Annotated in this window: 11 protein-coding genes; all 11 read right to left on the reverse strand. The window is 55.9% G+C overall.

Annotation, left to right across the window (positions count from 1 at the left end; translation table 11 throughout):
- Window position 1: 1 nt before the first annotated feature.
- The 11 genes from murC to mraZ all read right to left on the reverse strand — a co-directional run bounded on the left by murC (window position 2) and on the right by mraZ (window position 12,581).
- Complete coding sequence (gene murC, locus ACTBDZ_RS01570) at window positions 2-1,462, reverse strand: UDP-N-acetylmuramate--L-alanine ligase (protein ID WP_438813968.1); 1,461 nt, start codon at window positions 1,460-1,462, stop codon at window positions 2-4.
- A gap of 90 nt (window positions 1,463-1,552) precedes the next feature.
- Entirely contained in the window at window positions 1,553-2,617 is a 1,065-nt protein-coding gene (murG, locus tag ACTBDZ_RS01575) for an undecaprenyldiphospho-muramoylpentapeptide beta-N-acetylglucosaminyltransferase (protein ID WP_438813969.1), read from the reverse strand.
- Window positions 2,614-3,816, reverse strand: coding sequence for a cell division protein FtsW (ftsW, locus tag ACTBDZ_RS01580; RefSeq protein ID WP_438813970.1), 1,203 nt, complete (start codon window positions 3,814-3,816; stop codon window positions 2,614-2,616). The genes murG and ftsW overlap by 4 nt, the downstream gene beginning before the upstream one ends.
- A complete protein-coding gene (gene murD, locus ACTBDZ_RS01585) occupies window positions 3,816-5,132 on the reverse strand; it encodes a UDP-N-acetylmuramoyl-L-alanine--D-glutamate ligase (RefSeq protein WP_438813971.1) in 1,317 nt (438 codons plus the stop codon). The genes ftsW and murD overlap by 1 nt, the downstream gene beginning before the upstream one ends.
- Before the next feature lie 4 nt (window positions 5,133-5,136).
- The gene (gene mraY / locus ACTBDZ_RS01590) at window positions 5,137-6,219 is read right to left on the reverse strand and encodes a phospho-N-acetylmuramoyl-pentapeptide-transferase (RefSeq protein ID WP_438813972.1); all 1,083 of its coding nucleotides are present in this window, start codon (window positions 6,217-6,219) and stop codon (window positions 5,137-5,139) included.
- Window positions 6,213-7,574 (reverse strand): UDP-N-acetylmuramoyl-tripeptide--D-alanyl-D-alanine ligase, encoded by a 1,362-nt coding sequence (gene murF / locus ACTBDZ_RS01595; protein ID WP_438813973.1) that lies wholly within the window; start codon window positions 7,572-7,574, stop codon window positions 6,213-6,215. The genes mraY and murF overlap by 7 nt, the downstream gene beginning before the upstream one ends.
- Window positions 7,571-9,058 (reverse strand): UDP-N-acetylmuramoyl-L-alanyl-D-glutamate--2,6-diaminopimelate ligase, encoded by a 1,488-nt coding sequence (gene murE, locus ACTBDZ_RS01600; RefSeq protein ID WP_438813974.1) that lies wholly within the window; start codon window positions 9,056-9,058, stop codon window positions 7,571-7,573. Before murE ends, murF begins: the two co-directional genes overlap by 4 nt.
- Window positions 9,045-10,808, reverse strand: a complete 1,764-nt coding sequence (locus ACTBDZ_RS01605; protein ID WP_438813975.1) for a peptidoglycan glycosyltransferase FtsI — start codon at window positions 10,806-10,808, stop codon at window positions 9,045-9,047. Before ACTBDZ_RS01605 ends, murE begins: the two co-directional genes overlap by 14 nt.
- A gap of 37 nt (window positions 10,809-10,845) precedes the next feature.
- Window positions 10,846-11,166, reverse strand: a complete 321-nt coding sequence (gene ftsL / locus ACTBDZ_RS01610) for a cell division protein FtsL (protein ID WP_222158201.1) — start codon at window positions 11,164-11,166, stop codon at window positions 10,846-10,848.
- Window positions 11,163-12,104, reverse strand: a complete 942-nt coding sequence (rsmH, locus tag ACTBDZ_RS01615; protein WP_438813976.1) for a 16S rRNA (cytosine(1402)-N(4))-methyltransferase RsmH — start codon at window positions 12,102-12,104, stop codon at window positions 11,163-11,165. The genes ftsL and rsmH overlap by 4 nt, the downstream gene beginning before the upstream one ends.
- A gap of 18 nt (window positions 12,105-12,122) precedes the next feature.
- On the reverse strand, window positions 12,123-12,581 hold the full coding sequence (mraZ, locus tag ACTBDZ_RS01620) for a division/cell wall cluster transcriptional repressor MraZ (protein WP_438813977.1): 459 nt from the start codon (window positions 12,579-12,581) through the stop codon (window positions 12,123-12,125).
- Window positions 12,582-13,348 lie beyond the last annotated feature (767 nt).

The following is a 13,348-nucleotide window of genomic DNA, read 5'->3' on the forward strand; positions in this document are numbered from 1 at the left end:
CTCACTCCGTAACCAGAGGTTGTAAGCGGGTATCCGCCAGTTTACGCGCCAGCTTGCCCACATTGCCCGCGCCTTGAATCAGCACCAGATCGCCATCGTGTAACGTCGGCGCCAGCAGCGTAGCCAGCATATCCGGATCGGTAACCAGAATCGGATCGACCTTGCCGCGTCCACGAATGGTACGGCACAGCGAGCGACTATCAGCACCGGGAATGGTGCTTTCTCCCGCCGAGTACACATCCAGCATCAGCAACACATCCACTTGCGACAGCACGTGGGCAAAATCGTCATACAGATCGCGCGTACGCGTGTAGCGGTGCGGCTGAAACACCATCACCACGCGTTTATCCGGCCAACCGGCACGAGCGGCTTTGATCGTCGCATCCACTTCTGTCGGATGGTGGCCGTAGTCATCCACCAACATCACACTGCCTGCGCTGCCATTTACCGCATCCAGCGGGAATTCGCCCAGAAAATCGAAACGACGCCCGGTTCCCTGAAAACTGGACAGTGCGCGCAAGATTGCCGCGTCATCAATGCCCTCTTCCGTCGCCACGGCAACCGCTGCTGCCGCGTTCAACGCGTTATGGCGGCCCGGTGCATTCAGCGTAACCTGCAACAGCGGCTTACCCTGACGCGCCAGCGTAAAGTGCCCCTGCGCACCGGACTGACGGTACTCTGCCACGCGCACATCGGCGTCGTCGCTAAAACCGTAGGTGGTGATATGACGCCCCACGCGCGGCAGCAATTCACGGATCACCGCATCGTCCACGCACATCACAGCACGGCCATAAAACGGCAGATTGTGCAAAAAGTTGATGAACGTCTGCTTTAAATTTTCAAAATCGCCCTGATAGGTATCCATATGATCTGCTTCGATATTGGTGACAATCGCCACCATCGGTTGCAGATGCAGGAAGGACGCATCGCTTTCGTCCGCTTCCGCAATCAGGTAACGACTGGAGCCCAGGCGCGCATGCACACCCGCTGCTTTCACCAACCCGCCGTTGACAAAGGTCGGGTCCAGACCCGCCTCGGCATAAATACTGGCGACCATCGCGGTGGTCGTGGTTTTGCCGTGGGTTCCGGCAATCGCGATACCGTGGCGAAAACGCATTAATTCGGCCAGCATTTCGGCGCGGCGGATCACCGGAATACGCGCCTCGTGGGCCGCAACGATTTCCGGGTTATCTGCGCTGATGGCGCTCGATACCACCACCACGCTGGCGTCTTTCACGTTCTCAGGGCGGTGATGAAAATAGATCTGCGCCCCCAGCGCCGCCAACTGCTGCGTCACCGCGTTCGGTGCCAGGTCAGAGCCGCTGATGTGATATCCTTCGTTCGCTAACACTTCGGCAATACCGCCCATGCCAGCACCACCGATGCCGACAAAATGGATGTGCCGCACGCAATGCATTTCGGGCACGATGGAACGCAGTTTTGCCAATTGCTGTGTATTCACTTTTTCTACCGCTACCTTTTCAATTGTACTTCATTCACTTGTCATGGGGAGACAACCTGCCCCCATGCATTCTATTCTGTCAGCCGCACCTTACTGCGCGGCAGCGGCCACTTCGGCGGCCACGCGTTCAGTGGCATCCGGCATCGCCACGGAACGGGCACGCTGTGCCATATCGCGCAACGTGGCGCGATCCCAACCGGACAGAACATCGCTCACTGCATCAACACTCAGTGCCGACTGCTCAATAATTTTGGCCGCACCCGCCTGTTCCAGCGGCAGCGCATTCCAATATTGCTGCCGGTCTTTATGCTGAAAGGGCACAAACAGCGCAGGCGAACCGGCGGCAGCAATCTCACTGACGGTAAGCGCACCGGAGCGGCACACCACCACGTCGGCCCAGCTGTAGGCTTGCGCCATGTCATCAATAAATTCGGTGACTTTATGCTGCGGCACACCTGCCGCTGCATAAGCCTGCTGTACCTCAGCCAACGCGCCTTTGCCCGTCTGATGCCAGACAGTGACGTTAGCACCCAGTCGCGCGGCCACGTCCGGCAACGTGCAGTTTAGCACCCTAGCCCCTTGGCTTCCGCCCACCACCAGCACACGGATCGGACCTTCACGCCCGGCCAAACGTTCGTCGGGTGCAGGCAACGCCAACACATCGGTACGAACCGGGTTGCCCACCACGTCAGCGTTGGGAAACGCACCGGGAAAAGCCTGTAATACCTTGCGCGCAATGCGCGACAGCCAGCGGTTGGTCAACCCCGCAATGCCGTTTTGCTCATGCAGCACCACCGGGATACCGCATAACCACGCGGCGAGACCGCCCGGTCCGGACACATAGCCGCCCATGCCCAGCACCACGTCCGGTTGGTAGCGTTTCATGATCGCTTGCGCCTGACGCACCGCGCGATAAATCCGCAATGGCGCACACAGTTGCGCCGCAATGCCTTTACCGCGCAAACAAGAAATACGAATAAAATCAATCTCAATGCCGTTTTTTGGCACCAAATCGGCTTCCATGCGATCGGCAGTTCCCAGCCAACGAACCTGCCAACCTTGCGCCATCAAATGATGTGCGACCGCCAGCCCCGGGAAGACATGTCCTCCGGTGCCGCCAGCCATCACCATCAAGCGCTTACCTTCGCCACTCATTTGGCACTCCTCGTGAACGCCTGCGCCTTGGTCAGGCGTGTCTCAAAATCGATCCGCAACAGCAACACAATGGCGGTCGACATGATGATCAAACTCGAGCCACCGTAACTGATTAACGGCAGCGTCAGCCCTTTGGTGGGTAACATTCCCGCAGCAGCGCCTACGTTTACCAGCGTTTGGAAACTAAACCAGATGCCGATAGAACATGCCAAAAAGCCGGAAAATCGCTGATCGATCTCCAACGCGCGCTTGCCGATGGACATGGCCCGAAAAGCGACGAAGAATATCATTAACAACGCCAAAACCACACCGATATAGCCGAGCTCTTCGCCTAAAATGGAAAAAATAAAGTCGGTGTGCGCTTCCGGTAAATACTCCAGTTTCTGCACCGAGTTTCCTAATCCTTGCCCCCACAGCTCGCCGCGGCCAAATGCCATCAGCGACTGGGTTAACTGGTAGCCACTGCCAAACGGATCTTCCCACGGATTCCAGAACGACGTAACGCGGCGCATACGGTAAGGTTCCGCCACAATCAGCAAACCGACGGCAAACATGCCGCAGCCAATGATGGCGAGAAACTGCCACAGCTTGGCACCAGCCAAAAACAGCATCGCCAGCGTGGTGATAAACAGCACAACCACCGTTCCCAGATCGGGCTGCGCCAGCAGTAGAACGGCCAGCACCACCATCACGCCCATCGGTTTGCAAAAGCCCCAGAAGTTGTTACGAACTTCCTCTACCTTGCGCACCATGTAGCTGGAGAGGTAGCAAAACAGAGCCAGCTTCGACAACTCCGCAGGCTGCACGCGCAGTGGCCCCAGCGCAATCCAGCGTGAAGCACCATTTACCGAACTGCCGACCACCAGCACCACCAGTAGCATCACCAGTGTGAGCAGCAGTAATATCGGGCTGTAACGCTGCCAGACTTCCATCGGCACGCGCATGGTGATCAACGCCAACGCAAATGCCAGACCAAGGTAGAACGCGTCACGCTTGGCAAAAAAGAACGGGTCGCTGGTCAGGCGCTGCCCCACGGGCATGGATGCCGAGGTCACCATCACGAACCCGATGACGGCCAGCCCGAACGTCAGCCAGAGCAGGGTGCGGTCATACATCACGATGCTCTGCACATCGCTTTCCCGCGTCCCCATGACCCAGCCTTTCAGTCGTTTAATCACTGGCAGCCCAATAAAACGCATCAGCCAAGTTCCTCCGCCAATCGGGCGAACTCATCGCCGCGCTGTTCGAAGCTCTTGAACTGATCGAGGCTGGCACACGCCGGAGACAGCAGTACCAGATCGCCCGGTTCGACGCGCGTGGCAATAACGCGCAGAGTTTGCTCCATCGTCTCGGTTTGCTCTGCTATCTCTGGGCGCAACGCCTCCAGTTGGGCACCATCACGCCCGAAGCAATACAGGCGAATATTGTCACCCTGGACATAACGCAGCAGCGGCGAAAAATCGGCCGACTTACCGTCGCCGCCCAACAGCAAGTGCAGCGTGCCTTTAACCTGTAATCCGTTCAGCGCCGCTTCGGTGCTGCCAACATTGGTTGCTTTGGAATCGTTAATCCAGCGCACGCCGTTACGCTGCCACACGCACTGGAAACGGTGCGGCAAACCAGTAAAGGCGGTGAGTGCCGTTAACGCGGACGCGCGAGGAATTCCCACCGCATCCGCCAATGCCAGCGCCGCCAGCGCATTGGTGTGGTTATGTTGCCCCACCAGGGAAATCTCTTTGGTATTCAAAACGCGCTCGCCTTTCACACGCAGCCAGGTTTCGCCCTGCTGGGTGTTGAGGTGATAGTCGCCCACATCCACGCCAAAGCTGATGCAGCGCGCGTCAGCGCCTTTGATCGGCATGGTTAGCGCGTAATCGGCGTTCACCACACACACCTGCGCATGGTCATAGATGCGTAACTTGGCAGCACGATACTGTTGGATACCAAACGGATAGCGGTTGGTATGATCTTCCGTGACATTGAGAATGGTAGCAGCGGCGGCGCGCAGGCTGGAGGTGGTTTCCAACTGGAAGCTCGACAGCTCCAGCAGGTACAGTTGGCACGGCTGTTTCAGCAGCGTCAGCGCCGGCAGGCCAATATTTCCGCCGACACCGACCAACCAACCGGCTGCCTTAGCCATTTCACCGACCAGCGTAGTGACCGTACTTTTACCGTTGGAGCCAGTAATCGCCACAATCGGTGCCTGCGCTTCACGGCAGAACAACTCGATGTCGCCCACAATCTCTACGCCTGCGGCGGCGGCATCGGCCAGCGCGGGTGTTGCCAGTGCAATACCGGGGCTGGCGACGATCAGGTCAGCCGCTAACAGCCAGTCTTCATTTAACGAACCAAGGTGGCGATCAACCTCGGCAGGCAACTTATCCAAACCAGGCGGACTAACACGGGTATCTACCACGCGCGGCGTCACACCGCGCGTCAGGAAGAAATCAACGCAGGAAAGCCCGGTGATCCCCAGGCCAATAATGACAACGTTTTTACCCTGATAGTCCATCATAGTGTTACCGTACCTTCAGCGTTGCCAGGCCAATCAGCACCAGCATCAGCGAAATAATCCAAAAACGCACAATCACGCGCGGCTCTGGCCACCCTTTAAGTTCATAGTGATGGTGAATCGGTGCCATGCGGAAGATACGCTGCCCGCGTAGCTTGAATGAACCGACCTGAAGGATCACCGACAGGGTTTCAACCACAAACACCCCGCCCATAATCACCAGCAAGAATTCCTGACGCAGCAGGACGGCAATGGTGCCCAACGCGCCGCCGAGCGCCAGTGAGCCGACATCGCCCATAAATACCTGAGCCGGATAGGTGTTAAACCACAGGAAACCCAGGCCCGCGCCGACGATCGCCGTACAGACGATCACCAGTTCACTGGCGTGGCGGATATAAGGGATATGCAGGTAACCGGCGAAATTCATGTTGCCCGTCGCCCACGCCACCAGCGCAAAACCAGCGGCGACAAACACGGTCGGCATAATCGCCAAACCATCCAGCCCGTCAGTGAGGTTGACCGCGTTACTGGTGCCGACGATGACAAAGTAGGTCAGCAAAATGTAGAGCAGGCCCAGTTGCGGCATCACATCTTTAAAGAACGGCACCACCAGTTGCGTGGCCGGTGTGCCTTTGCCGATGGCATACAGGGCAAACGCCACCGCCAACGCAATCAGCGATTGCCAGAAATATTTCCAGCGCGCGATCAACCCTTTGGTGTCTTTGCGTACCACTTTGCGGTAATCATCAACAAAGCCGACGATACCGTAGCCCAGCAGCACCAGCAGTACACACCACACATAGGGGTTGGACAAGTTGGACCACAGCAGTACCGAAACGATGATCGCTGCCAGAATCATGACACCGCCCATGGTCGGCGTGCCACGTTTGCTGAAATGAGATTCAGGCCCTTCATTGCGCACCACTTGCCCGATCTGCAATTTTTGCAGCCAGGCGATCAGATGAGGTCCCATCCACAAGGAGATCACTAACGCGGTCAGCAGGCTGACAATGGCGCGAAACGTCAAATACGAGAAGACGTTAAAACCGGAATAAAACTTGACCAGATGTTCGGCCAGCCACACTAACATGCTGCATTCTCCTGTAATGCGTGTACCACATGCTCCATCGCAGAACTCCGGGAGCCTTTAACCAAAATACTGATCGTGCCGTGCGCCGACAGCAACGTTTGCAAACGCGCTATCAATGCGGCCCGATTGGAAAAATGTTCACCACGTTCACTGGTGAGGCTGATGGCCTGACTCAAGGTGCCAATGCTCAACACCGTATCAATACCTGCGTCACGCGCCACTTCGCCCACCTTCTGATGACACGCCTCGGCATCCTCACCAAGTTCACCCATGTCGCCCACCACCAGTACGCGGTAGCCCGGCATCTCCGCCAGCGTGTGCACCACCGCAGTCATCGACCCCACATTGGCGTTGTAGCTGTCGTCCAGCAGCAGTTTGTTTGCCGTCAGCATGATGGGGAACAAGCGCCCCGGCACGGCCTTGAGCTGCGCCAGCCCGTCTTTCACCTGCTGCAACCCTGCGCCTACGGACATCGCCAGTGCGGCAGCTGCCAGCGCGTTTGCCACGTTATGTCGACCCGGCAGCGGCACGTTGACCTCCAGCGAGCCAAACGGCGTATGGAGTTCAAACAGGGTGCCCCCACCTTCATTGCGAATATCAGTGGCGTAGTAGTCTGTGTATTCACCTTGCTGCGGTGAAAATTGCCATACTGTTTTGTCGCGCAGCACGTCGTGCCAACGCGTCAGGTCATTGCTGTCGGCGTTAATGACCGCAATACCCTTGGTGGGCAAACCGTTAAAGATCTCCCCTTTGGCGCGCGCCACGCCTTCCAACGATCCAAACCCTTCCAGATGTGCGGCCGCCAGGTTATTCACCAGCGCGCTATCCGGACGCACCAGATTGGTGGCATAGGCAATCTCACCAATATGGTTAGCCCCCAACTCAATCACCGCAAAGCGATGATCAAGGGTCAGGCGCAACAGCGTTAACGGCACGCCAATGTCGTTATTGAAATTGCCGTCGGTGTAAAGCACGTCGCCACACTGGCGCAAAATCGCGGCCGTCATCTCTTTCACGGAGGTTTTGCCGGAAGAACCGGTCAATGCCACCACGCGCGCAGAAGATTGGCGACGCATCCAGGCACCCAGTTCGCCCAACGCCAGACGGGTATCCCCCACCAGCAATTGCGGCACGTCGATAGGTAAGTGCTTACTGACCAACAGAGCCGCAGCACCGCCGCGTACTGCCTGATGGGCATAATCATGAGCATCAAACTTTTCACCGCGCAGGGCAATAAACAAGCATCCCGGCGTCAATTTTCGGGTATCGGTGCACACAGTTTCCACCGCCACATCCTCGCCGAGGAGTGTGGCATTTAACGCCGTGGCCAGTTGCTGTAACGTAACGCGAATCATGCGATAACCCCCAGCAGACGCGCGGCAGTCACGCGATCGGAATAATCGAGACGCTGATTGCCCACCAGTTGATAATCTTCATGGCCTTTACCTGCAATCAACACAATATCGTCCACGTTGGCCTGCATAATGGCGCTGGTCACTGCTTCGGCGCGACCGTGTACCGCCAGTGCCCGCCCGGCATCCACCAGACCGGCAAGAATATCTTTCACGATAGCCTGCGGCTCTTCGCTCCTAGGGTTATCGTCCGTCACCACAACGCGATCGGCCAGTTGTTCCGCGATGGCTCCCATAAGTGGGCGCTTACCTTTGTCACGATCGCCGCCGCAACCGAATACGCACCACAGTTGACCGGAGCAATGCGGACGCGCCGCCGCCAGCGCTTTCTCCAGCGCATCCGGCGTGTGGGCGTAGTCCACAATCACAGTCGGTTTACCCGGCGCTTTAAACACTTCCATGCGACCGCAAACCGGCTGCAATTGTGCGCCGGTTTCCAGTAATCTATCCAGTGGATAGCCAAGGGAAAGTAACGTTGCCAGCGCCATTAGCAGATTACTGACGTTAAATTCACCCATAAGGCGACTTTCTATGCGACCGTTGCCCCATTTAGAGTCAAACGCAATTGAAGCGCCTTCGTCGTGATAATCGACGGCGGTGACTTTCAGCCAGCGGCCACGGCAACCTGGCACCAGATTATTGTGCAGCGTCACCGCCACGGCATCCGACAACTGCGCCAGCCAGCGCAGCCCCACCTCATCGTCGGCGTTAATGATCGCCTGACCCACTTTATGTTCTGAGAACAGAGACCACTTGGCAGCCTCATAGCTTTCCATATCACCGTGGTAATCCAGATGGTCACGGCTCAGGTTGGTGAAAACCGCCGCCGCAAACGGCAACGCCGCAACGCGATGTTGCACCAAGCCGTGCGAGGAAACTTCCATCGCAGCAAAGGTCGCGCCTTGTTCAACCAACTGATTCAGAACGTGCTGTATATCGACGGCCGAGCCCGTGGTATTCGCAGTGGGATTGACGTGCCCTAACAGACCATTACCCACGGTGCCCATCACGGCGCTGGTATCGCCCAGCAGTTGGCTCCATTGAGCCAGCAACTGTGTGGTTGTGGTTTTGCCGTTGGTGCCAGTCACACCGACCAGCCGTAATTTTTCCGCAGGCTGCTGATAAAAACGCCCCGCCAACGCCGACAGACGTTGGTTCAAATTAATCAGATACACAACCGGAACGCCGTGCATTTCACGTACCGTGCCATCGGCAGCTTCACCGTCTGCCTCTGCGATCACGGCCGCCACCCCTTGCGCAATGGCCTGAGGAATATAGCGACGCCCATCCACGCTGTGGCCAACTACGGCCACAAACAGATCGCCCGCCGCTGCAACACGACTGTCCAGCGTCATTTCCCGCAGTTGGCGCGGTGGGACATCTTGCACCCACGGTGCCAGTAAATCGCACAAATTACGATCTGCCACCTGAAACCTCTTTATGGTTAATCACAAAATCATTTTTATCGCCGACGGGCAGCGCATCCGGCTCAACGTTCATGGTGCGCAATACGCCGCCCATGATGGCGCCGAACACTGGCGCAGAAACCGCACCACCATAGTAGTTACCCGCCTTAGGATCGTTAATCACCACCACTAGCGCAAAGCGCGGGTTGCTGGCAGGCGCGACGCCTGCGGTGTAGGCAATGTATTTGTTGATGTATTTGCCGTCCGGTCCCACTTTTTTTGCCGTACCGGTTTTAATGGCAACACGGTATCCCTTGATCGCTGCCTTGGTTCCGCCGCCACCGGGCAGAGCAACGCTTTCCATCATATGCACCACCGTACGCACGATAGGCTCGGCGAAAATGCGTTCCCCTGGCACTGGTGGATCGACTTTGGTAATGGAGAGCGGACGATAGATACCATAGCTACCGATAGTGGCGTAAACGCGCGCCAGTTGCAGCGGCGTCACCATCAATCCATAGCCGAAAGAAAAGGTGGCCCTCTCTATGTCAGACCACCGTTGTTTTTGAGGGTATAAGCCACTGCTTTCTCCGACCAACCCCAAATTGGTCGCTTTTCCCAAACCAAAACGCGAGTAAGTGTCTACCAGCGCTGAGGAGGGCATCGCTAACGCCAGTCGTGAAACACCGACGTTACTCGACTTCTGTAGTATCCCGGTCAGGGTCAGTTCCGCGTAGCGGGCGACGTCTTTGATCTCATGACCGTTGATGTAATAGGGCAAGGTATTGAGCAGGCTGTTTTCTTTGACAACATTACGTTGCAGCGCCGTCATCACCACCATCGGTTTTACCGTCGAACCCGGTTCAAAAATGTCGGTGATAGCGCGGTTACGCATGACATCGGAGGGGGTGCTCGCCAGATTGTTCGGATTGTAAGAAGGGCTGTTAGCCATCGCCAGCACTTCACCGGTATTGACATCCACCAGCACGGCGGTGCCAGATTCCGCATTATTGAAGGCCACGGCGTTGTTCAGCTCGCGATAAACCAACGCTTGCAGGCGCTCGTCAATGCTCAACATCAGGTTGTGTGCAGCCTGACTGTCAACGGAAGAGATATCTTCAATCACGCGACCAAAACGGTCTTTGCGTACCGTGCGCTCACCCGGTTGCCCGGTCAGCCAACGATCGAAACTTTTCTCAACGCCCTCAATGCCCTGCCCATCAATATTGGTGAAACCAATCAGGTGAGACGTGACCTGACCGGCAGGATAGTAACGGCGTGACTCCTGGCGCAGATAAATGCCCGGCAGCTTGAGTTTGTGAACATATTCACCGATAGCGGGATTCACCTGACGCGCCAGATAGACAAAGCGCCCTTTCGGGTTAGCGTTGATTTTCGCCGCCATCTGATCGAGCGGCAAATCCAGCGCATCAGAAAGCGCTTTCCAGCGGGTGTCGAGCGACACGCCGCCGTGTTCATTCAACTCTTTGGGATCGGCCCAGATGGCGTTAACGGGCACGCTGACCGCCAACGGACGCCCGGCGCGATCGCTGATCATGCCGCGCGCGGTGGGAACTTCCTGCACGCGCAGGGAGCGCATATCCCCTTCACGTACCAGTTGATCCGGGTTGATCACCTGCAAATAGGCGGTGCGCAACATCAGCCCCACCATTGCCAACAGTATGCCTGTACAGAGCAACGCAAAACGCCAGCTTACAAAGCTGGCCTTATCTTCCTGTCGTTTCAACTTTCCTGTGCGCGCTGCTTTCATGCCAAATGAGTACCTATGCTCTCATGCTCAACCAGACTCACTGTTTGACTACGATATTTTCCTGCGCAGGGTCCACGTGCCCCATATGCAGCTTTTCCGTTGCGATACGCTCCACCCGACTGTGATCGCCCAAGGCGTTCTCTTCCAGAATCAGGTTGCGCCATTCGATATCCAACGCATCACGCTCCAACAACAACTGCTCGCGCTGTGCGGTCAGCAAGCGCGTCTTGTGCGCGGTCGTCACCACCAGCACCGCAGAAACCAACGCACCAATCAGCAGCAGCAGTGGCAATTTGCCGTGACGAAGAATGTCCTGGCCGATAATGCCCGCCAGGCTGTGCCGCTCATTGCTTATCATTCCGCTAGCCGTTCCGCGATACGTAACACAGAGCTACGCGCTCTCGGGTTTTCTGCCACTTCGGCTTCCGGCGGCATCATCTTGCCTACCGTTTTCAGCGTTTGACCGCCTTGCGCACGCAGTTGTGCTTCAGTAAGCGGTATCCCGGCCGGCACCTGTGGCCCACGACTGTGATGACGCATAAAACGCTTCACAATACGATCTTCCAGCGAATGAAAACTGATGATCGACAAGCGGCCCTGCAGTGCGAGTGCCGTCAGCGCGCCGTTCAGCGCCTGCTCGATCTCATCCAGCTCACTGTTGATATAGATACGGATTGCCTGAAAACTGCGGGTTGCCGGGTGCTTATGCCGCTCTTTGATCGGGCTCGCCGCCGCAATCAGCGCCGCCAACTCGCCTGTGCGCGTCATCGGTTCTGTGCTGTTACGTTCCACAATGGCGCGCGCAATGCGCTTGGCAAACCGCTCTTCGCCAAAGGTTTTCAACACCCAGGCAATGTCATCGACTTCTGCCGTTTGCAACCATTGCGCCGCTGACTGCCCGCGCGTCGGGTCCATACGCATGTCCAACGGGCCATCGCGCATAAAGGAAAAACCGCGTTCAGGATCGTCCAGTTGCGGCGAAGAGACGCCCAAATCAAGCAACACGCCGTCAATACGCCCGGTTAACCCCAGGGTCTCCACGTAACTTGCCAGCGCGGAAAAAGGTCCGTGAACAATAGAAAAACGTGAATCTTGAATCGCCTCGGCTGCCGCTATAGCTTGAGGATCGCGATCGATAGCCACAAGGCGTCCTTCCGGTCCGAGACGGGAAAGGATCAGCCGCGAATGGCCACCACGGCCAAACGTGCCATCGATGTATGTGCCGTCGGCGCGGATATTGAGGCCATTAACCGCTTCATCCAACAGCACAGTAGTGTGTTTATAATTTTCCGGCATGTATTTCTTTCAGCATGACTACAGTGATAAATCCTGCAATCTCTCGGACAACGGGGCGTCAAAGGATTGCTCAGCGTCAATATCGTCCTTGACCTGTTGATACCAGGCCTGCTCATCCCACAGTTCAAACTTGTTGAACTGGCCGACCAGCATCACTTCTTTCGTCAGGCTCGCATGTTGCCGTAGCGTACTGGCAATCAGCAGACGCCCGGCATTGTCCATCTGACACTCACTGGCATGACCCAACAGCAACCGCTGCACGCGGCGCTCTGCAGGATTCATGCTCGACAGACGTGACAATTTTTGTTCAATGATTTCCCACTCAGGCAGGGGGTAAAGCAGCAGACAGGGCTGATGAAGGTCAATGGTGCAAACCATCTGACCTTGCGATGTCTCTGACAGCGTTTCCCGATAACGGGTAGGAACGGCGAGCCGACCTTTACTGTCGAGGTTAATCAGCGTAGCCCCACGAAACATGCTCGAGTTACCCCTTTATGACCCTTTTCACCACTTTATCCCACAAATTCCCACATTGATGAGTTTACGGAGGGTATGAAAACCTTGTCAAGCCAGAGCGGGCGCGCTTTGGAATTATTTCTGCCTCAACGCGGACATGAATGGCATAAAATGGAATAACAGACGGAAATTAAGGGAGATTAACGCCATGAAAATTTGAGGAAAAATTATTTCTGGATAAACAATCAGAAAGAGTAATAATTTCTCATTTTTACTTAAATTTACCATTAATCATAAAACGCTTGTGTAACCGTCGCCGTATTCCTCCTCCATCACCCGAGCACGGCGCTTGCCCGCTGCGCACTCCAGACCGATACCGGTCACATTTTTACCCAATGATATTGTTCATTCCATTCTACTGTTACAACAATGTCGGCACGCTATTCTATTTTCTTTTTGGCAATGATGCTGCCAATTTTTCTTTATTTAAGGTTACGAAAAACAACTGAGGCTTTTTACCGTTAACCACTAAGTTCGTCGGTTAATTATTATATTATAAGAGTATTCCTAAAACCCACGTGTTCCACGCTGTTATTTGGGTTAAGCGGGGACTTTTTGCCCACCGAAAAATAGTCGCCAAACGCAAAAACACAACCACTTGTTTATAACCGTCATTCCGCACCTGATTTTTCTTTTTTCGGGACTTGACGGTATTCTGAAGTTCTGAATTTATTACTGCTTTTTGCAGACCAATCAGCATGAGTACTCCCCACGTTACCATCCGTAAC

This window comes from Symbiopectobacterium sp. (assembly GCF_051710365.1).
Lineage (GTDB): Bacteria > Pseudomonadota > Gammaproteobacteria > Enterobacterales > Enterobacteriaceae > Symbiopectobacterium.